This window comes from Bradyrhizobium sp. USDA 4472, from assembly GCF_054058595.1.
Map to the genome: position 1 here is coordinate 6609322 of NZ_JBSSAM010000001.1, position 17225 is coordinate 6626546.

Below are 17225 nucleotides of genomic sequence, written 5' to 3' on the forward strand. Positions count from 1 at the left end.
CTGGTCTTATGGACCTGACGTCGGCAACGGCACGAGACGCATCTCGGCCGATCCCGACTGCTGGGTGCGAAGGAGCACAGCGAAGATCGTCTCGACCGCGAGCCGCACCGACGCCTCGATCGCCATGCCCTTGGCGAGGTGCGCCGCAATCAGGCCGGTGAGGAGATCACCGGTGCCATAGGGGCTGATCGGCACGCGCGGGGTCGCAAAACGCGACAATTGCCCGTCGGCGCACAAAATCGTCTCCACCTGTCCTGCCGGAGTGTCGAGGAGTGTGCAGCCGGTGGCGACAACGTCGATCCGGCGGTGTCCCGCAAGCGCAGCAGCTGCCGTCCGCAAGGCATCCGTGTCGGCGATCTTGGCGCCAGAGAGCAACTCCAGCTCGAACTGGTTCGGCGTGACCAAATGCGCTGAAGGCAACAGGCGATGCCGCAGCACGTCCAAAATGCCGTCGGCGACATAGACGCGGCCGTCATCCCCGATGACGGGGTCGCAGAGATAGACGAGCTTCGCGTTTCGCGACAGCGCGCGTTCGACGAAGTCGGCGACGACGACAGCATTGTCGGGCGAGCCGACATAGCCGGTGACAAGCACCGCGGCCTCATCGACGAGGTCCCGCTCCTCGACACCCCTCAGCAGATCGGCGACCAGCTCGGCATCGAGCACGCGCCCGCGCAGGGTCGGATAACGCGGGTGGTTCGACAGCAGCGTCGTTGGTACGGCGGCGACGTTCACGCCCTCCGCCTGCATGGCGTAGGCCGCAGCGCTGTTACCGACATGGCCGTGGACCACCTGGCTTTGAATGGAGATGACGAGCATGCAGAGGTCCCTAAAAGCAATCGCGCCCCGGCGCAAGCGTAGAGCTCGGCCCGCCCCAACGCTATTGGGCAGCAAACGCGGATGTCAGGAATGACGTTCGCGTCGCGCAAGCTCATCGAGATAGGCGCAGAACATGTCGGCCATCCCGTCGGCGTAACGCCTGATGTCCGCCTCGCTGCGTGGCGTCTCGGAGAACCGCTTTCCGACCTCGCCCAGCGTCCTCTTGATCAGCTCCCCGGCGAGCTCGCGTGTCGCCTCCATGGCTTTTGGCAGCGCCTCCAGCATGAAGACCGCAACCACGCCCTCGCCCGCTGCGCGCGCCTCGTGCGCCTCGGGTGCATCACGATAAAGCGGTGCGGCATCGCTGAGCGCACCACGGATCGCGGCCTCGTCGCATTCGGAGCGTATGAAGGCGTGGACCAGCGCGCGGAGTCGCTCCGGTGGCGGCTTCGTACGGTCAGCGAGAATGCCGCGCAGGAGCTCGCTCGTGCTCCGCCACTCGTCGCTTTGCAGACGAAACAGGATGGCCGCCTTGTTCGGAAAATATTGGTAGAGCGAGCCAACGCTCACCCCGGCCCGCTCAGCCACGCGCGCAGTGGTGAAACGCTGCGCGCCCTCCTTTGCCAGGACCTGAATAGCGGCATCCAGAATGGCCGCCACCAGCTCATTGGAGCGGGCCTGCTGCGGCTGTTTTCGTGAGGAAACCGAACGACTTCGACGGTCGGCCATCGGACGCCCTGGGGAATGCGAATAGGAAATGCGACGAATTAATCGTATTTCAGTTCGTACGCAAGCACCCGCTGCGCCACCAACTCTGGAGACACCCAATGGCCACCCCAACGATCACATCGCTTGCGCCGCTGCTCGATCGCCTGTTCAGCCAGGCCGAAGCCGCAGAGGGCGCAGCGCAAGCCGCGTTCGCCGATTTGAGCGACGCCGACCGCGCAAGGATGATGCGAAGCAAGACCGATTACCGCGACCTCTACGCACATCTGAAGGACGCACCGCTGGCGGTCTCGCGCGAGACCGCTCAGCTGCTCTACATGCTGGCGCGCAGCTCCCGAGCGAGGGCGATCGTCGAGTTCGGCACCTCGTTCGGCATCTCGACGCTGCATTTGGCGGCAGGCTTGCGCGACAATGGCGGCGGCCGGCTCATCACCAGCGAGTTCGAACCGTCCAAGGCGGCGCGGGCGCGCGAGAACCTCTCGGCCGGCGGGCTGATCGATCTCGTCGAGATCCGCGAAGGCGATGCGCTGAAGACATTGAGCGCCGATCTGCCCGAACGGATCGATCTCGTGTTGCTCGATGGCGCCAAGGCGCTCTACCCTGAGATCCTCGATCTTGTCGAAGACCGCCTGAACCCCGGCGCGATCATCGTCGCCGACAACGCCGACTTCAGCCCGGACTATCTGGCGCGCGTGCGCGCATCTGACAGCGGCTACATGTCCACGCCCTTCGCAGAGGACGTCGAACTTTCCGTGCGGATCAATTAGGACCGCATCGAAAGCTGTGTGACACTCGGGGCCATCGCGTGATTCATCGCGCGGTGGCTCGGCGTTCGCACCCTCATCGCACCACAGGTTCCGACCTGTCGCAGGCTCGTCACTCGCACGCAATACCTTCTCCCGACGAAAGCCGTGTCGCGCGTGCTCAACCTCCTACCGAGCGGTATCCTTCGCACCCACTGTCGAGACCGCCATGACGTCCGCCCTCACCTCCTATGCAGCGCTTGCCCTCGCCATCCTGTTCGAGGTGACGGCGTCCGCCTTGCTGCAGCAATCCGCGCAGTTCACACGGCCCTGGCCGACGCTGGCGATGGTGCTGTTCTATGTCGCCTCGTTCTACGCACTGTCGGTGGCGATCCGGGTGATTCCCTTGAGCATCGCCTATGCGATCTGGGGCGGGGTCGGCATTATCCTGACAGCCGCCGTCGCCTTCGTGATGTTCCGTCAGATGCTGGATGCCGCGGCCTTCGTCGGCATCGCCCTGATCGTCTCGGGAGTCGTCGTCATCAACCTGTTCTCGCAGACGACGGCGCATTGAACGCGGTGTTCACCGGAAAAGCCTTCGGCTTCGCCACATCATGGCGACGCTGAGCATGGTGCTCGTCGCCGATCCGTCGCTACGGCGGCTCTGGAAGCACTGGATGAAAGCACGCCTGAGGCGGCATCGCGCCACGGACGCTGCGCCAGAGCTTCAGATCGTGCGTCTCGCCGCCGATGGCGCCTGGCTGTCCTTCGTCACGACCGGACAAGCGCGGATCAACGCCGATTTGCGCGCCGTGCACGACCGCCTGATCGAACGGACCTATCGGCGCGCCTAACCAGGTCCGGATCCCTGGCTATTGCCCCTGCACAGGTTTGGGCGGATGCGGCTTGGATCGGGACGACTTTGTGCCGGGCTTCGCCGCAGCCGCGGGAGCTGGCGTATCGACCGACACCAGATAGGCTGCGAGTGCCTTGGCCGTGTCGGGGCCGGCCGAGTAATGGTCCTGGAGGAACCAGGACAGCGTCAGGCTGTAGCGCCCCTTCGCAAGCCCTCGCGGGCTGCGATGGCAGGCCATGCAACCGTCGGCGAAGAGCTTTTCAGGCGATTTGCCCGCGTCGAGATTTTGCGCTGAGGCAAGCGGCACCGACAGCACGACGCTCGCTGCCGCCATGGCCCCGAGAATCACCAGAGGCGCGATGACCTCGCGCCCCGGTCGAAATAGCGGTTTCAATGTCGTCCCCTAAGCCGTCCTGCGATCACGCAGCCAGCAACTGATCGAATTCCGCGGGCGCGTAGGCCTTGCCGTCTTGATCGGTGATGACGACCCGCCATCCTTCGCTCGCCCAAACCTTCGCCTTCGCCACGATGAGCAACCGGCTCTCGCGGGCAAAACTGTACTTCTCATTGTCGCGTTCTGCGACCATCTTGTAGGCCAAATCGCATCCCCTTGCGCTGCCCTGCGCCCCTCCTGTGGTGGCAGCGGGCTTTGGCGGCAATTCGCCGGGAGCGTGGCAATTTGGTGCCATCAACGGCAGCATTGTGCACCTGCAAGGTTCCGTCGAGCGAGAGAGGTCAATCTGCCTGCTATGCGCTATGCCGCGCAGCGCAGCCAGCCGAGCCCGGTCCGTCGCCGCCGCACGAAGCCGATAATGCCCGCGATCCGTCAGTGAACGCGGATGGGGTGTGGGCGGCCGAGGTCAATCAATCCCTGCACTGCGGACAGACGGTCGTCCAGGGCAGCAATGGTAAGCAATAAATTATTGCGGCGCTCGTCGAGCAGCCCCATCTCGGCGCCGGAAAGCTTGGTGCTCGCCCGCTCCTTGTGGATGCCGTCGAGGGATTTACGCAAGCCGGCGATCAGGCCGGCCAGTTGCTTGACCTCTCTGGTCATCGAGCGCTTCGCGACATTTTGGCGGCGCGAGTCCGCCTGGCTCTGTCTCATCTCATCCTCCCGTAGCCCCGCTGCCCCGAGTGGATGCTTACACCTTTGAGTATACATGTTACGATCCTTGAAATCTGCCCGCGAAGAACTTTCTTAAATTGTACGCGCACGGAACCCGGGCCAGCAAAAAGCCCGGCACGAAGGCCGGGCTTTTCAGGAATGCTAGTGCTTCTCGTGACCGCCGCCTCCACCATGCGGGGCGGCGTTGATGTGCGGAGCGCCACCACCGCCGCCGGGATGCGGCGCGGCAGGTGCAGCCGCATGCGGTGCCGGCATCTGCGCATGGGCACTCATCGGCGCACCATGACTGACATTCGGCTGAGCCATATGCGACATCGCGGGCCGGGCCGCCGGCGCAGCCGACATGTGCGGCGCTTCATGTGCACGCGCCATCGGCTGCGCACGCACTGCGGCCCGGGCAGCGGTCGGCTCGTGCATCATACGCGCCTGCGCATCACGGGGATTGCGTCCCTGCACGGCCGTTCGCTCATGCGCAAGGTGCTCGCTGCGTCCGGCGCTGGCCCGGTCGGCCGTCGCTGCAGCGTCGCGCTTCGTGATGGCTGCGTCACGCCGTACCGTCGCGGCATCACGCCCCGAGATCGCGGCGCCGTTGACGTTGCCGTTGCCGTGGACGCCTTCGCGGCCCAGCGCGACCGCCGCGTCACGCGTCGCCGCACGCCCGATACGAGCGGCGTTCGGATCGATCGTCATCCGCGTCGCGAAGCGCTCATGCGAGTTCCAGTAGTTATTCCAGTAGGCGTGGCGCCGATACCATGGACGGCCCTCGTAGTAGCTCGACCAGTACGAACTCAGCACGAAGGGAACGACGGGCACGTCGATCTCGTCGGCATAGTCGGGCAGGTAGACGTAGTGATTGCGGTAGAGATATTCGAGATATTGCGACGATACCCAGCCGCGATCGTCGGAGAAGCTCACGTCGCACCAGGCATCACCACGCAGGCAGCCATGAATGTTGACGCGGGCGCCCTCGGGGACGCGATCGACCAGGGGAAAGCCCGCACCCGGGCCGGCGCGCAGGCCGGTCGAGACGGTGACGATGCCAGGCGCGGCCATTGCGGCGGTCGGCGCGAGCAGCAATGCGGCAACTAAAGCGGTTCTCAATCTCATGGCGAAGTCCTCCTCTGAGAGGCGGAACGCGCAAGCGGAATAAAGCGTTCCGTGCGCAAGCGCCGGATCAGCCGAAAGATTGAGATGCGCGGCGTGCGCAGTTCAATATTCATCCGCCATTCATCGGCACGGCAAAGTGTCAGCTGACCTGCAGCATGAAGCCGTCAAAATATGCTGCGAGCGCAGCAAAATCGTCGAACGGCAACACCTGCGCGACGTATTGATCCGGCCGCACAACGACCAAGCAGCCCGTCTTCCGGTCGATGCCCCGCATCGTGAAGACGTCATGACCGCCCTTGAGGTCCGGACAGAACATTTTTTCGTAGTCGAGCAAGCCGTACCGACCTTTGCGCGGCAACAGCAGGGCTGGCATCGCCTCGATCGCAAGCTCGCGATGGTCCTGTTGAAACACCGCACGCAGATCGATCACGGAATCGATGTCGGCACCTTCAGGCGTATATCGTTTCAGCGGTGAACCCTTGGCTTCGAGGAGGAAATTGCACAGCGAGCGAATGGCGGAGCCAGCCGCTGTCGGATCTTCCGCACCGGCAAACGCATAAATGCGGAAGCGGCCATCGGCCTTCCCCACGTGGCCAAGATGGACAGGCTTGGCATCGCCAAGCCGAATGACGGGCGCCGAATGAAATCGCTTGCCGATGGCGAGGCCACGCGCGAGATGCTGATGCGATCCCGCGCCCGTGAGGATCGACGGAGTGTACTGCGTCGCCGTGCCCGCGGTGTAGCGGCCGTGCCTGACGAAGTAATCCTGGGTCTTGGCGGCATCAGCGCCACCCGTTTTCGCTGCCGAAGCGAGAATCCCCGCCCATTCGCGATCGAAATCGATCAGTTCCTTCGCCACGGCCTGCCGCTCGGCCGAATAGGAATGCAGCAGGCCCGGCGCACACTGCTTGCGGAGAACGGCGGCGAGCTTCCAGCCGAGATTGAAGGCATCCTGCATCGAGACGTTCATTCCCTGCCCTGCCTTGGGGCTGTGGGTATGGCAGGCATCGCCGGCGATGAAAATGCGCGGGTGGCGCGTCGCGATCTCGGCTTCCGGCACATCGTCGAACTTGTCGGTCAGGCGCTGGCCGATTTCGTAGACCGACCACCAGGCGATCTCCTTCACATCGAGCGTATGCGGCCTCAGGATCCGCTGCGCTTTTGCTATCACGTCATCGGCGGTGATGTTGCGGTTGGCGACGCGCTCACCGACATCGAGTTTTGCCAGCTCGACATAGAGCCGAACCATGTAGCCGCCTTCGCGCGGAATGATGAGCAGGCTGCCGTCCCTGGCCGACTGGATCAGCGCCTTGAAGCGGATATCAGGAAAGTCGGTCACCGCCAGCACGTCCATCACGCCCCAGGCGTGGTTGGCGGAATCGCCATGCAGCTCGCGGCCGATCGATTTGCGCACCGTACTGCGCGCGCCGTCGCAACCGACGACGTAGCGCGCCTTGACGGTCTCGATCTTGCCCTCATCGGCGCGTTCGAGCCGGACGGTCACCGCATGATCGGCTGGCCCGGCGGCCGGATCGACCTCTAGATCCAGCAGACGCCTCCCGTAATAGGGCTCGAGCTTTGCGGGCGATTTGCGCATCACGTCGAGAAAGCCGTCATGGATGCGCGCCTGGTTGAGGATGACGTGCGGGAATTCCGACAGCCCGTCCTCGACGTCCTGCACCCGGCCGCTGCGAACGATCTTGTCCGGCGCCCGTTCGTCCGGCTTCCAGAACGTCGTCTCGTTCACCCAATAGGCTTCCTTCAGGACGCGCTCGCTGAAGCCGTAGGCATGAAACATCTCCATGGTTCGGCAGGCGATGCCATCGGCCTGGCCGACCGAGAGCCGGCCAGGCTTCTGCTCGACGATGCAGGTCTTGATGTCGCCGAATTGCGCGAGCTGAGCCGCGAGCGTCAGGCCCGCAGGCCCGCAGCCGACGATGAGAACGTCAACCTCGTCAGGCACTGCCCCCGCAGCGCCCGCGCCTTGAACGCGCTCTGCGGGATCGGCGATCTCAGGGTCGCCCGGCTGGAATCCATTGAGATGGAATTGCATCGGCACCTCTCCCGTTGTCGTCTCGTTTCCCGTTGACGTCTCGTTGGATATTAGTCAGTATGCTGATTATCAGCATACTTGTCAAGGTTCGTGCACCGCCCCTGCCCCAAGGAGATTTTGGTGAAAGACAACAACGACATGCCGGGACATCTGGCGCGCCGATTCCAACAGATCGCCGTCGCCGTATTCCTGGCCGAGGTTGGCCAGGCCGGCTTCGACCTCACGCCGGTGCAATACGCGGCGCTCGCGACCATCAAGGCCAATCCAGGACTGGACCAGGTCACGCTCGCAGGATTGATCGCCTTTGACCGTACCACCATCACCGGCGTGGTGGATCGCCTGGTGCAAAAAGGCCTCGTTGAGCGCCGCGCTTCGCGCCGCGACCGACGCGCCCGCGAGCTCGAGATCACTGACGAGGGCCGCCGCACGCTGCGCAGGATCACACCGGCCGTCGAATCCGCCCAGCAGATCATGCTGCGCGGCCTCAGCGACAAGGAAGCCGAAGAGCTGATGCGGCTCTTGCAAAAGGCCATCGCCGCGGGCAACGAGCTCAGCCGCGCGCCGTTGCGCGAGATGTAAGTCGATTTCGGGCGAACTGGATGCCGGTTCGCATCGAGGCAATGCATCAAATAGAAGGCCGTACCCCGTATTTTTGTACGTATTTGTCGCAGCGCTGCGAAACCAGGAACTAACCTTCAGCTGTTACGGTCGTCCTCAATTCTGCGCTTAACACCGATTAACTTTTCCGGCTTGGAGTTGGAGATGTTCAGGTTCGTCATTGCGGCCACAATCATCGCGCTGTCTGCCGGCCATGCGCTCGCGAATGGGCATGGCGGCGGCGAAGCCGCTCCTGCGCCGAAACCGGAGGCCACGACGGCACCGGCGAAGGTGGTCCTGACCAAGCAGGGTCCCAAGCTCGTCGATCCCCGCGGGATGACGCTTTATTATTACGAGCGTGACACCACCGGCAAGACGTCGACCTGCAACGGCAAGTGTACCGAAAGCTGGGTGCCGCTCGCCGCCACAGCCGAAGCCAAAGCCATCGGCGACTTCACCGTGATCAACCGCGACGACGGCAGCAAGATGTGGGCGTATCGCTATCGTCCGCTCTACACCTCGTCGGCCGACAAGGCGCCGGGCGATGCCAACGGCAACGCCACGACGCTGCAATGGCGGATCGCGCAGCCCGACAATTAGGACGCGAATGGCGCGCGCCCACCGCCGCTCGGCGGACTCTTGAGCCTGGCATGGGACGCGGAATCGATTGAGGTGTCATTCACCTCGCGCGTCCGTCCAAGCTTGACGGAACTGGCTTGAACACCGGCAAATCAGGATTCACCTTCAGCGGCCTGACTTCTGCCGTCACCACCACCGGCCCCGTCGCAAACCAGAGCGCGGCGATTGCCGCCATCACCATGCCCGCACCAAGCGCTGCGAGGCTTTTCATCTGTCCATTCCATGTGTTCAGTTGCTGAGGATGACGCCGTGCTGGTGCCGCGACGGATGATCGGCGCCGACCAGCGCTTCGGGATCGGTTGCGATGACGGGTTCGGGCAGCGGCACCGGCTCGAGGCCAGCGAAGCGGCGATAGAGCGCGCCCATGACGGCGCCGCAGAATGCGGCCGGAACCGTCAGCACGGCGAGGAGCGGCGCCATGAACGCGAGCAGCAGCGCGCAGACGAACGCCGCAGCGCCTCCGATCGCCGCATATTCCCACGCGCTACGGCGCCCCATTGCGCGGGCGACGTGGTGTAAGCAAAGCATGAAGATGGTTGCAGGAATGACCGAGATCACCAGCATCGCCAGGAAAGTCTGCGCCGGGATCACCGCCGCGAAAATGTGCGCGGTGCTCTTGTCCGCAAAGCCGTTCATCAACAGCGGCAACAAGGTGTAAGGCAGCAGCGTCGCGAGCACCGCCGGCATCAGCGCCGCGATCGCGATGCCCGCCACCGAGGTGCGCACGCGGACCGGTCCGTCGAAGACCAACGGCGGCGGTGTTTCTGCCGGCCTGGCCGCTGGAGACGAGCCGGCTGCGCGCGCAACCGCGCTGAGCCCGGCGAACTGACCATAGAGGAATCCGCCAATCATCCCCGCAATCGTCGGCGGCAAGCCGAACGTGACCACCGTGCCGTCGCCGGGCGCAGCGAGCTGGATGTGATTGCGGATCGCGATGCCGTAACTCGCTGCTGCCATGACACCGCCCATCAGCCCATACGCGAACCGGCTCGATTTCGTCCACTGCCGCAGCACGATGTGCCCGGCGAACAGGAAAGCCGCGTTGATGGCCATGCGGCCGCCATAGAACATCAGGATCACGTCCGGCGCCGGCACGCCTTCGGGATCGGTGACCTGGCCACCCGCGATGGCGAAGACCATCAGAACGGCTTCGACGATGGCCAGCGGAATCAGCGCAGCGAACAGCGCGCGCGGCGAAGTCTTGACGAGATACATGCGAGCGGCCCCTTGCTCGCTGCACGCTAGAGGCGAAGCGTTACGTCCCGGGCAAGACAATGCCTAAAATTGTGCGCAAAATTACCAGCAGGCACCCCGCCTCCATGGCGCCCACGCATGCTCACCCGCGCCAGCTGGGGCCCGGCCCGATTTGCGCGCTTTGTCGTGGTGGCAGCACCACGACGGTCGCGTTCAGCTTCACCCGATCGAACAGGTCGATCACGTCCTCGTTGCGCATTCGGATGCAACCGGACGAAATCGCCTGGCCGATATATTCAGGTTGGTTGGTGCCGTGGATGCGATAGAGCGTGTCCTTGTTGCCGACATAGAGATAGATGCCACGCGCGCCCAGCGGATTGGCGGGGCCACCGGCAACCCGCGCCGGATATGGTCCGAGCCGCGCCTGGATTTCCGGGGTTGGCACCCAGTCCGGCCACTCTGCCAAGCGGCCGACGCGCGCGACGCCCGAGAACGCCATCGCCTCCTCGCCGACCGCGACCCCGTAGCGGATCGCCTTGCCGTCGGGCAGAACGTAATAGAGATAGCGAGCATCGGTATCGACGAGGATCGTCCCGGGCAACTCCTTGCGCGGATAATCGACGATGTGACGGAGATATTGTTCGGGCACGTTCGCCTGGGCGTAAGGCGCATTCGCCAGCAATTGCCGGTCTCGCGGCGTCATGCTCGCGTCCGTCGACGGCGACAGCGTCGCCTGCATGCATCCACCGAGCGCAAGCATGGCAACAGCGGGAATAGCGATCGAGAATCTTGGCACCGCCGGCCCCCATAGCGGATAGCAACCCCAGCAATTGCAGAGTTGCTGCCCAAATCGTGCTGAAAACAAGGCGGTGCGGACACGTAGCCGTGTCCGGCACGGCTGGTTCCATCACCACATCTAACGGAAGACGGCCCCAGTGTCTCCATCGCCTCGCCTTGCTTTGGTCAAACGCGGCTGGACTCGTGGCGCCACGGGCTCGGGATGAGCTCACACAACAGATCGGCTCGCGCCAATGCGAACGACCAAGGGGTCAAAGGAGCTGCGATGCTCGCGACGTTGAACAGCCGCGAAATTGTCGATGAGATTGTGAAGGACACGATCAAGGACAACGATCCACACGATGCCGTGCAGATTTCGCCCGACATGGTGCTGGCCTCGCGCGCGAGCAGCGCTGGGCCGACGCTTGCACCTGAGTTCACGGCCCGTCATGAGCCCACGATAGACATGAAGATAGATCCGAAGTTCGCGTCGGAGCCCAGAATCAATCTTGAGCCGAAGATGACGCACGCGCCGGAGCCACAAGCGGCGGCGCCCTCGGTCGACACAGCCGTCCGCATGACGGCGTATGACGGTCACGGCCGAGCGAGGCGATCGGCCGGCGGCAAATGGTTGCGCGGTGCGTTGCTCACGGTCCTGTTTGCAGGCGGCAGCGCGGCCGCTGCCATCGCCTGGGAGAGGCATGGCGATACCGCGAAACAGCTGCTCGCCGAGTGGACACCGTCCCTTGCATCGCTGCTGCCAGCGAGATCGCCGACAGCAACGGTCGCAGCCGCGGACCCCGCGCGGCCCGCCGCCCAGGATCGACCTGCCGATCAGTCTGCGCCGGCGCCCACAGCAGAGAGTGTCGCTGCCGCGCCCGCAGCTGCAGCAACCCAGCCCGACACCGCGCCATCAGTTGAAGCGATGACGCGCGACATCGCCGCGATGGCGCAGCAGATCGAGCAGCTCAAGGCCAACATCTCCGAACTAAAGGCCGGTCAGGAGCAGATGGCCCGCGAGATGGCGAAGGCGGCCCCAAAGCCGGTTGCCGAGGCGCGACCACCGGCCAATCCAGCCGCGCGCGTGCCTGGAATTCCGCCGCGGGCTGCGGCGCCACCGCTTCGCAAGCCGAAGCCGGTCGTGTCGCACACCTATATGCCCTCTTATGCGCCCGCGCCGGTGGCGCCTTCAGCGCCGCCGCCATCACAGGCCATTGCGACGCCGCCGCCGATCACGACGCAAGCGGTCGCCGATGATGACGGACCTGTCGTGCGTCCGCCCATGCCGGTGCACTAGAGCTGCACCGGGAGACTCGCGTCACGATGAGAAAGCGCAAACTGTCCGACTCGATGCGATGATGTGAGTCCGTGCAACTACGGTGCTGTGTTGCTTGCGCCAAGAGAAAAGGCCGTCGGGATCTATGCCGCCGGCCTTCTCTTGCAGCTGCCGGTTCCCGGAGCCCGGTTCTGCTGCAATTCCATGCCCTATGATCACGCCGATATATTTAATTAAATCTTAATGCATGCGAACAGTGCACATGATTTCTGCGCCATAAACGCAGAGATTACGCGGTATGTTCATCGGCTAGATGTCGACTCAGTGTTATGATCCAGCATGTTTCGAAGACTTCCATGGAAGGCTTCATTTGAGAATCTCGGTCGTCACACCGGAGAATTCGAATGCCTTACTATTCCTTCGATCTCGTGGTTGGTGAAGAGTTCAAGAACCAGGGCGGGATCATTCTCGAAGACATCGAGGTCGCCTCCGATCGCGCGGTGCAATTGGCCAGCGAGCTGTCACAGGTGAAGCCTGAGCTGCAGCGGACGGGTTGCGCGGTGCGGGTCACCGACCGCGATCACAACGAGGTCTATCGCACGCCACTCGATCCCGTTCCTTCCTGGCGGCGGTAGGACGCGCTTCGCGCATCGACACGGCTCGAACAGTTCGTCCGCGACATCAGGCCCCGCAGCCATTGCAGAGCTACCCCCTGGACGCTAGCCTCCCCAAAAAATGAGGAGGACCCGGGATGCGATACCCCTTGCTGATGGCAGGCCCGTTGCTGATCGCAGCTCCCGCCCAGGCGGCTGATGACCACACGCGCTCGAACTATGTGACGATGGTGTTGCAGGCCTTCGCCGCCAAGGTCGAATGTCCGAACACCGACGTCGCTTACGAGGATCTGGTGCAGAAGGCGCAACAGATGCAGCTCCCCGACGGCACCACCGAGCAGGTGCGCAAGGCGATTGCCTGGATGCACACCGGGGGCAAGATGGGCGAGAAGCAGCCCGACGACCTCATGGCCGAGGTGGCCGTGGCAACCCAGATGACCGATCTCGACCAGCGCCGGCTCGGCATGGGCAATTGGTGCGAGAAACAGAAGACCAGCCTCGCCGGCCTGATCCGCAGCAAGGGCGGCTAGGCACTTTTCCCCGTCGTTAAGCACGCCGCGCCGGAACTACCGTCCCGGCCCATAATCGTCACATTCCTGGCCAGCATGCGGGGCGTTTTCAAACGGGAGAACCCCATGCGGATCACTCATCTCGTCTTCGCCGGCGCGCTCACGGCGAGCGCCGTGGTGGCAGCGCCAGCGCTGGCGAAGAATGCCCAGAAGGGCGAGGACAAGACGGCCTCCTCGTCCTGCAGCGCCTACCAGCAGGCCGCCGACGGTTCCTGGGAGCAGCTCCCCTGCAAGGAGACCGGCGAGCGCACGCAGCCGCAGACGCAGCACAAGCCGGCTACGCCAGGCGCCGATCAGGGCGAGCGCTAAACCGGGTGGCGACCACGCCTAACTGTGGGCCGGTCCGCGCATGATCTTCATGGCGTCCGCGATGTGACGCCATTCCTTGGCTTCATCGGCGTCGCCGCGCCCTTCGCAGGCCTGCGCCTGTTCGGCAGCCTTTGCGATCGCGGCAAAACCATGTTGTTCCAGCATCTGCCGCGCGACAGTGTGAACCTGGAGCTCGGACATCATGGGCGCTCTCCCGTCTGGCGGAACCGCGGAGCCCCGGCCCGCGGATATCTCACAACGATTTCATGGCAGCTCCCGTTCCGCACCTCGCCGATCACATCGCCCCCCGGATTCTTGAACCGCCCAAACGATGAAGGCGGCCCGCCATGCCCGGCGGACCGCCTTTTCACCACCCCAAAAACTTCGGCCGTGTCCCCTACGCGACCGCCGCTTTCTTGCGCTCGAAATCGTTGGGCACCTCGATGTCCACCTCGAGCGTCGAGACCTCGTCGCCGCGCTCGAGCCGCACGATCACCTTGGTCGGATCCAGCGTCACGTGCCTGGACACGACGGCGAGAATTTCCTCACGCAGCACGCCGAGCAGATCGGGCTGGCCGCGCATGCCGCGTTCATGGGCCAACAGGATCTGCAACCGTTCGCGAGCGACGGGTGCGGACGCCTTGGTGCCGCGGAGAAGCCGGAGCAGACCCATGCTCATGCAGCCCTCCGTCGCAGCAGGCGATCCATGAAGCCCTTGCGCTCGGTCGGCACCTGCATCGGCACGGTGTCGCCGCACAGCCGCCGCGCCGCGTCGATATAGGCCCGCGCGGGCGGGCCATCCGCGTTCGAGAGCGTCACCGGCGTGCCGACATTGGAGGCCTTCAGCACGTCCTGGCTCTCGGGGATGATGCCGAGCAAGGGCGTTGCGAGGATCTCCAGGATGTCGTCGATGGTCAGCATCTCGCCGCGCGCGGCGCGCGAGGGATCGTAGCGGGTGATGAGAATGTGCTTTGCGACCCGCTCGCCCTTCTCGGCCCGCACGGTCTTGGAATCGAGCATGCCGATGATGCGGTCGGAGTCGCGCACCGAGGACACTTCCGGATTGGTGACGATCACGGCCTCGTCCGCAAAGCGCATGGCCATGGAGGCGCCGCGCTCGATCCCCGCCGGGCTGTCGCAGATCACCCAGTCGAACCTGCTGCGCAGGTCGGCGATGACCTTGCCGACGCCCTCTTCCGTCAGCGCGTCCTTGTCGCGGGTTTGCGAGGCCGGCAGCAGCCACAAATTCTCCAGCCGCTTGTCGCGGATCAGCGCCTGCGGCAGCTTGGCCACGCCCTGCACCACGTTGATGAGATCGAACACCACGCGGCGTTCGGCGCCCATCACGAGGTCGAGGTTGCGCAAGCCGACGTCGAAATCGACGACGACGACCTTGTCGCCGCGTTGCGCCAGCGCAGCGCCCAGCGCGGCAGTCGTCGTGGTCTTGCCGACGCCGCCCTTTCCTGATGTTACGACCAGTACCTTGGCCATCTCAAATATCTCCTTCTGGTCAGTTCAGCGCAGTAATTCGCATGGTGCTGCCTTCGAGCCAGGCCTGCGCAGGCCGGCCACGCAGGGCATCGTCGATATCGTCGGCAGTCTGATAAAATCCATCGATTGCAAGCAGTTCGGCTTCGATCTTCTGACAAAAGATGCGCGCGCTCGCGTGACCGTTCACGCCTGCCATGGCGCGACCGCGGAGTGCGCCGTAGATGTGGATGGAGCCGCCGGCGACGACCTCGGCACCGGACCCGACCGAGCCGAGAATGGTGACGTCGCCTTCAGGGAAGATGATGGTCTGGCCGGAGCGCACCGGGCTGTCGAGCAGCAGCGAGGTCGGCTTGGTCTCGGCTTTCGCCTCCGACTTCTTCGGCGCGGTCTGCTCGACCACGCAACTGCGCCCGCCCGAGAGCAGTGGCGGCATCGACGGCGTCAGCCGCGCCTCCTCCACCCCCTCGATACCGAGAACGCGAATGTTGCGATCCCCGAGGCTGGTCAGCAGATGATTGATGCCGGACTGGCTGAGATCGACCGAGGACAGGTCGATGACCACGGGCCGGCCGGCGAAGAAGCCCGGCGAGCGCGCAATGGTGGCGTCGATCTCCTGGAGCCAGTCCTGGATCGGAACGGTCGGGACGAACACGAAGGCCACGTAGGAGCGCCCGCGGAGGCGCACCATCTGGCGTTGAGGTTTTGCTAGGGCCTCCATGGCGGCCGACTCGTTCCCCGTTATTGAATGGTTAACGATGCGACCGATATGGTTAATGGCCGGTTAATTTCTCCGCCGGGTTACGTGGTTCGGATCATCGCGCTCAGGCGCATCCTTAAGGGGCAGCGGCCTGACCAGCGATGCCGCCGATTTTGCTGGCGTCGATCCCGGCTTCCATCCGCATCGGCAGCCACTTCCAAAAGGCTGAGACGGCATGGCGGCGACCGGTCATCGAGGTCGTTGGTGCCCCGCCTAGAGCAGCTTCGCGCTCACGAACAGCGCGCGTACCGCGTTGGTCGCCTGAACCGCAAGCATGGCATTGCTGGCAGCGCCTTCCAGCGCATGGACGGCATCGTCATGCAGCGAGCGGAATTCCATCCACTCGACCGACTTGAAGTTGGTGAGGAATTGATAGGCCTGGCCAACGGTCGCAATCGCCAGGGTGTCACCGTTCAGCTTGATCTTGAACGTCGTGCGCAGCGGGGTCTCGGAGCTTGTTGGATCACTCATGGGCTGCTTCTGGACGACAACGGCTTAACGAAGGGAAAACGGCAGCCCCGCCGCAGCAGGCTGGGGGTCAGGCATCAACTATCAGGAATCGGTGCTGGCGCGCTGCGAAGCGGTCGTTGATCGGCCCAGGCTCGGCACCACGACCAGACGATTGAACTCGCCATTGTCGTAAGCCTTGAGGAAACGATCATAGTCCTTGATCGAGACGCAGCCGTTGGAATCGCCGCGCGGCCCGAGCATGTAGGTGTGGGTGAGCAGGCCGACGCGACCGAGCGCGCTGGTACCGTCCGTCGGTGTCATCCGTAGCGCCCGAACGCCGTGGAATAGTTTTTCGCGCGGCTTCAGATCGTAGGTCGCAGGCGGAGTGGCGCCGACCATGCGCTGGTCGACATGATCGGGATCGTCCATCAGTGCGCCCATGCCCGAATGGGCCTCGATCGTCACGCCGCTCGGCAAGTAGAGCGCCTTGGCCTTGATGTCATAGACCGCCGTCCGCGAATCGTATCCGAGCGCGGCAAGATCCGGCGCCTTGCCGAACAGGCCGCTATCTGGCGTCAGCGACGCCAGCTTGATCTTGTCGGTGAATTTTTCGAAGAAGTTGCGGTTATCGACCCTGGGATTGGTGTCGGCATAGGCCTGGCTCGAGGCGATCTGGGCTGAGAAGTCCGCCTGCACGGGCCGCGAGCGTGGCATCGGGACTGCGTCGGCGCGCTGCGAAGGCCTGGCCGGTTCTTCGGTCGCAGGCTGCTGCTGCTGGTCGTTCTCGGTCAGTATCGAACGCCAGTCATCGCCCTGAAGCTTCTGGGCGAGCATCGCCTTGGCATCGCGCAGCTTGAGCTGGACCGCATTCAGGGCGGAGCGCTCCATCGTCCGCAGCCCGGGCTCGCGCGCGGGCGGGTTGGCAGAGAGCGACGCGAAACGATCGTCGAATGACGGGGAAATGGCCGGCGGCAAGGCAGCCGTGACCAACGGGGTGGAATCGCCGATATCCGCGACCCACGCGGCGGCGCCGAGCGCCAGCGCGATGGCAGCCATCGACAGCAATATTGTCTCGGCTCGCCCAACACGGCGGCGCGACAACAGCCTCTCGGCGCTTGCGCG

At 64.2% G+C, this 17225-nt stretch carries 25 protein-coding genes; 9 read left to right on the forward strand and 16 right to left on the reverse strand.

Features of this window, described 5'->3' with window-relative positions; translation table 11 throughout:
• Positions 1-6: 6 nt before the first annotated feature.
• Together pdxY and ACVWZ4_RS31105 are read right to left on the reverse strand one after the other, a co-directional pair.
• The gene (gene pdxY, locus ACVWZ4_RS31100; protein WP_456703341.1) at positions 7-819 is read right to left on the reverse strand and encodes a pyridoxal kinase; all 813 of its coding nucleotides are present in this window, start codon (positions 817-819) and stop codon (positions 7-9) included.
• An 84-nt stretch (positions 820-903) separates the two neighbouring features.
• Complete coding sequence (locus ACVWZ4_RS31105) at positions 904-1548, reverse strand: TetR family transcriptional regulator (protein ID WP_456741829.1); 645 nt, start codon at positions 1546-1548, stop codon at positions 904-906.
• Positions 1549-1646: 98 nt separating this feature from the next.
• On the opposite strand from ACVWZ4_RS31105, the gene ACVWZ4_RS31110 reads away from it, so the two are divergent.
• The 3 genes from ACVWZ4_RS31110 to ACVWZ4_RS31120 all read left to right on the forward strand — a co-directional run bounded on the left by ACVWZ4_RS31110 (position 1647) and on the right by ACVWZ4_RS31120 (position 3142).
• Positions 1647-2312: an O-methyltransferase gene (locus ACVWZ4_RS31110; RefSeq protein ID WP_456741830.1), complete on the forward strand. Its 666-nt coding sequence runs from the start codon at positions 1647-1649 to the stop codon at positions 2310-2312.
• Positions 2313-2517: 205 nt separating this feature from the next.
• On the forward strand, positions 2518-2862 hold the full coding sequence (locus ACVWZ4_RS31115; RefSeq protein WP_456703338.1) for a DMT family transporter: 345 nt from the start codon (positions 2518-2520) through the stop codon (positions 2860-2862).
• A gap of 40 nt (positions 2863-2902) precedes the next feature.
• The gene (locus ACVWZ4_RS31120; RefSeq protein ID WP_456741831.1) at positions 2903-3142 is read left to right on the forward strand and encodes a hypothetical protein; all 240 of its coding nucleotides are present in this window, start codon (positions 2903-2905) and stop codon (positions 3140-3142) included.
• Between the two features lie 18 nt (positions 3143-3160).
• Here ACVWZ4_RS31120 and ACVWZ4_RS31125 read toward each other — a convergent pair whose 3' ends face one another.
• From ACVWZ4_RS31125 to ACVWZ4_RS31145, 5 genes are all read right to left on the reverse strand, one after another.
• The gene (locus ACVWZ4_RS31125) at positions 3161-3478 is read right to left on the reverse strand and encodes a hypothetical protein (protein ID WP_456705270.1); all 318 of its coding nucleotides are present in this window, start codon (positions 3476-3478) and stop codon (positions 3161-3163) included.
• Positions 3479-3563: 85 nt separating this feature from the next.
• Positions 3564-3845, reverse strand: coding sequence for a hypothetical protein (locus ACVWZ4_RS31130; RefSeq protein WP_456738535.1), 282 nt, complete (start codon positions 3843-3845; stop codon positions 3564-3566).
• 125 nt (positions 3846-3970) lie between these two features.
• A complete protein-coding gene (locus ACVWZ4_RS31135; RefSeq protein WP_456703336.1) occupies positions 3971-4249 on the reverse strand; it encodes a hypothetical protein in 279 nt (92 codons plus the stop codon).
• Between the two features lie 162 nt (positions 4250-4411).
• On the reverse strand, positions 4412-5377 hold the full coding sequence (locus tag ACVWZ4_RS31140) for an SH3 domain-containing protein (RefSeq protein ID WP_456703335.1): 966 nt from the start codon (positions 5375-5377) through the stop codon (positions 4412-4414).
• A 139-nt stretch (positions 5378-5516) separates the two neighbouring features.
• Complete coding sequence (locus ACVWZ4_RS31145; RefSeq protein WP_456741832.1) at positions 5517-7430, reverse strand: FAD-binding monooxygenase; 1914 nt, start codon at positions 7428-7430, stop codon at positions 5517-5519.
• 120 nt (positions 7431-7550) lie between these two features.
• Here ACVWZ4_RS31145 and ACVWZ4_RS31150 point away from each other — a divergent pair, with 120 nt between their 5' ends.
• Together ACVWZ4_RS31150 and ACVWZ4_RS31155 are read left to right on the forward strand one after the other, a co-directional pair.
• Positions 7551-8009 carry a MarR family winged helix-turn-helix transcriptional regulator gene (locus ACVWZ4_RS31150; RefSeq protein WP_456734985.1) on the forward strand — a complete coding sequence of 153 codons (459 nt, stop codon included), beginning with the start codon at positions 7551-7553 and terminating at the stop codon, positions 8007-8009.
• Between the two features lie 183 nt (positions 8010-8192).
• Positions 8193-8627: a COG4315 family predicted lipoprotein gene (locus ACVWZ4_RS31155; protein WP_456703332.1), complete on the forward strand. Its 435-nt coding sequence runs from the start codon at positions 8193-8195 to the stop codon at positions 8625-8627.
• A 79-nt stretch (positions 8628-8706) separates the two neighbouring features.
• On the opposite strand, the gene ACVWZ4_RS31160 is transcribed toward ACVWZ4_RS31155, so the two are convergent.
• From ACVWZ4_RS31160 to ACVWZ4_RS31170, 3 genes are all read right to left on the reverse strand, one after another.
• The gene (locus ACVWZ4_RS31160; RefSeq protein ID WP_456741833.1) at positions 8707-8877 is read right to left on the reverse strand and encodes a hypothetical protein; all 171 of its coding nucleotides are present in this window, start codon (positions 8875-8877) and stop codon (positions 8707-8709) included.
• Positions 8878-8894: 17 nt separating this feature from the next.
• On the reverse strand, positions 8895-9881 hold the full coding sequence (locus ACVWZ4_RS31165) for a hypothetical protein (protein WP_456741834.1): 987 nt from the start codon (positions 9879-9881) through the stop codon (positions 8895-8897).
• A 121-nt stretch (positions 9882-10002) separates the two neighbouring features.
• The gene (locus tag ACVWZ4_RS31170) at positions 10003-10620 is read right to left on the reverse strand and encodes a L,D-transpeptidase (protein WP_456738164.1); all 618 of its coding nucleotides are present in this window, start codon (positions 10618-10620) and stop codon (positions 10003-10005) included.
• 303 nt (positions 10621-10923) lie between these two features.
• Here ACVWZ4_RS31170 and ACVWZ4_RS31175 point away from each other — a divergent pair, with 303 nt between their 5' ends.
• The 4 genes from ACVWZ4_RS31175 to ACVWZ4_RS31190 all read left to right on the forward strand — a co-directional run bounded on the left by ACVWZ4_RS31175 (position 10924) and on the right by ACVWZ4_RS31190 (position 13405).
• Entirely contained in the window at positions 10924-11934 is a 1011-nt protein-coding gene (locus ACVWZ4_RS31175) for a hypothetical protein (protein WP_456741835.1), read from the forward strand.
• A 383-nt stretch (positions 11935-12317) separates the two neighbouring features.
• Positions 12318-12548 carry a DUF6894 family protein gene (locus ACVWZ4_RS31180; protein ID WP_456703328.1) on the forward strand — a complete coding sequence of 77 codons (231 nt, stop codon included), beginning with the start codon at positions 12318-12320 and terminating at the stop codon, positions 12546-12548.
• Positions 12549-12664: 116 nt separating this feature from the next.
• Entirely contained in the window at positions 12665-13057 is a 393-nt protein-coding gene (locus ACVWZ4_RS31185; protein ID WP_456741836.1) for a hypothetical protein, read from the forward strand.
• A 105-nt stretch (positions 13058-13162) separates the two neighbouring features.
• The gene (locus ACVWZ4_RS31190) at positions 13163-13405 is read left to right on the forward strand and encodes a hypothetical protein (protein ID WP_456703326.1); all 243 of its coding nucleotides are present in this window, start codon (positions 13163-13165) and stop codon (positions 13403-13405) included.
• A gap of 18 nt (positions 13406-13423) precedes the next feature.
• Here ACVWZ4_RS31190 and ACVWZ4_RS31195 read toward each other — a convergent pair whose 3' ends face one another.
• The 6 genes from ACVWZ4_RS31195 to ACVWZ4_RS31220 form a co-directional block, all read right to left on the reverse strand.
• Positions 13424-13609, reverse strand: a complete 186-nt coding sequence (locus ACVWZ4_RS31195; protein ID WP_456703325.1) for a hypothetical protein — start codon at positions 13607-13609, stop codon at positions 13424-13426.
• Between the two features lie 193 nt (positions 13610-13802).
• Positions 13803-14084: a cell division topological specificity factor MinE gene (gene minE, locus ACVWZ4_RS31200; RefSeq protein WP_456703324.1), complete on the reverse strand. Its 282-nt coding sequence runs from the start codon at positions 14082-14084 to the stop codon at positions 13803-13805.
• Complete coding sequence (minD, locus tag ACVWZ4_RS31205; RefSeq protein ID WP_456741837.1) at positions 14081-14896, reverse strand: septum site-determining protein MinD; 816 nt, start codon at positions 14894-14896, stop codon at positions 14081-14083. The genes minE and minD overlap by 4 nt, the downstream gene beginning before the upstream one ends.
• Positions 14897-14915: 19 nt before the next feature.
• Positions 14916-15614, reverse strand: a complete 699-nt coding sequence (minC, locus tag ACVWZ4_RS31210; RefSeq protein ID WP_456734978.1) for a septum site-determining protein MinC — start codon at positions 15612-15614, stop codon at positions 14916-14918.
• A gap of 252 nt (positions 15615-15866) precedes the next feature.
• Positions 15867-16124, reverse strand: a complete 258-nt coding sequence (locus tag ACVWZ4_RS31215) for a hypothetical protein (protein WP_456703322.1) — start codon at positions 16122-16124, stop codon at positions 15867-15869.
• Positions 16125-16205: 81 nt separating this feature from the next.
• Entirely contained in the window at positions 16206-17168 is a 963-nt protein-coding gene (locus ACVWZ4_RS31220) for a DUF2778 domain-containing protein (RefSeq protein ID WP_456742288.1), read from the reverse strand.
• Between the last annotated feature and the right edge of the window lie 57 nt (positions 17169-17225).

Bases quoted from the DNA above. Each gene is read 5' to 3' on its own strand.
- pdxY (WP_456703341.1), bottom strand. From the start codon at position 819: ATGCTCGTCATCTCCATTCAAAGCCAGGTGGTCCACGGCCATGTCGGT.
- ACVWZ4_RS31105 (WP_456741829.1), bottom strand. From the start codon at position 1,548: ATGGCCGACCGTCGAAGTCGTTCGGTTTCCTCACGAAAACAGCCGCAG.
- ACVWZ4_RS31110 (WP_456741830.1), top strand. From the start codon at position 1,647: ATGGCCACCCCAACGATCACATCGCTTGCGCCGCTGCTCGATCGCCTG.
- ACVWZ4_RS31115 (WP_456703338.1), top strand. From the start codon at position 2,518: ATGACGTCCGCCCTCACCTCCTATGCAGCGCTTGCCCTCGCCATCCTG.
- ACVWZ4_RS31120 (WP_456741831.1), top strand. From the start codon at position 2,903: ATGGCGACGCTGAGCATGGTGCTCGTCGCCGATCCGTCGCTACGGCGG.
- ACVWZ4_RS31125 (WP_456705270.1), bottom strand. From the start codon at position 3,478: ATGGCGGCAGCGAGCGTCGTGCTGTCGGTGCCGCTTGCCTCAGCGCAA.
- ACVWZ4_RS31130 (WP_456738535.1), bottom strand. From the start codon at position 3,845: ATGCTGCCGTTGATGGCACCAAATTGCCACGCTCCCGGCGAATTGCCG.
- ACVWZ4_RS31135 (WP_456703336.1), bottom strand. From the start codon at position 4,249: ATGAGACAGAGCCAGGCGGACTCGCGCCGCCAAAATGTCGCGAAGCGC.
- ACVWZ4_RS31140 (WP_456703335.1), bottom strand. From the start codon at position 5,377: ATGAGATTGAGAACCGCTTTAGTTGCCGCATTGCTGCTCGCGCCGACC.
- ACVWZ4_RS31145 (WP_456741832.1), bottom strand. From the start codon at position 7,430: ATGCAATTCCATCTCAATGGATTCCAGCCGGGCGACCCTGAGATCGCC.
- ACVWZ4_RS31155 (WP_456703332.1), top strand. From the start codon at position 8,193: ATGTTCAGGTTCGTCATTGCGGCCACAATCATCGCGCTGTCTGCCGGC.
- ACVWZ4_RS31160 (WP_456741833.1), bottom strand. From the start codon at position 8,877: ATGAAAAGCCTCGCAGCGCTTGGTGCGGGCATGGTGATGGCGGCAATC.
- ACVWZ4_RS31165 (WP_456741834.1), bottom strand. From the start codon at position 9,881: ATGTATCTCGTCAAGACTTCGCCGCGCGCGCTGTTCGCTGCGCTGATT.
- ACVWZ4_RS31170 (WP_456738164.1), bottom strand. From the start codon at position 10,620: ATGCTTGCGCTCGGTGGATGCATGCAGGCGACGCTGTCGCCGTCGACG.
- ACVWZ4_RS31175 (WP_456741835.1), top strand. From the start codon at position 10,924: ATGCTCGCGACGTTGAACAGCCGCGAAATTGTCGATGAGATTGTGAAG.
- ACVWZ4_RS31180 (WP_456703328.1), top strand. From the start codon at position 12,318: ATGCCTTACTATTCCTTCGATCTCGTGGTTGGTGAAGAGTTCAAGAAC.
- ACVWZ4_RS31185 (WP_456741836.1), top strand. From the start codon at position 12,665: ATGCGATACCCCTTGCTGATGGCAGGCCCGTTGCTGATCGCAGCTCCC.
- ACVWZ4_RS31190 (WP_456703326.1), top strand. From the start codon at position 13,163: ATGCGGATCACTCATCTCGTCTTCGCCGGCGCGCTCACGGCGAGCGCC.
- ACVWZ4_RS31195 (WP_456703325.1), bottom strand. From the start codon at position 13,609: ATGATGTCCGAGCTCCAGGTTCACACTGTCGCGCGGCAGATGCTGGAA.
- minE (WP_456703324.1), bottom strand. From the start codon at position 14,084: ATGAGCATGGGTCTGCTCCGGCTTCTCCGCGGCACCAAGGCGTCCGCA.
- minD (WP_456741837.1), bottom strand. From the start codon at position 14,896: ATGGCCAAGGTACTGGTCGTAACATCAGGAAAGGGCGGCGTCGGCAAG.
- minC (WP_456734978.1), bottom strand. From the start codon at position 15,614: ATGGAGGCCCTAGCAAAACCTCAACGCCAGATGGTGCGCCTCCGCGGG.
- ACVWZ4_RS31215 (WP_456703322.1), bottom strand. From the start codon at position 16,124: ATGAGTGATCCAACAAGCTCCGAGACCCCGCTGCGCACGACGTTCAAG.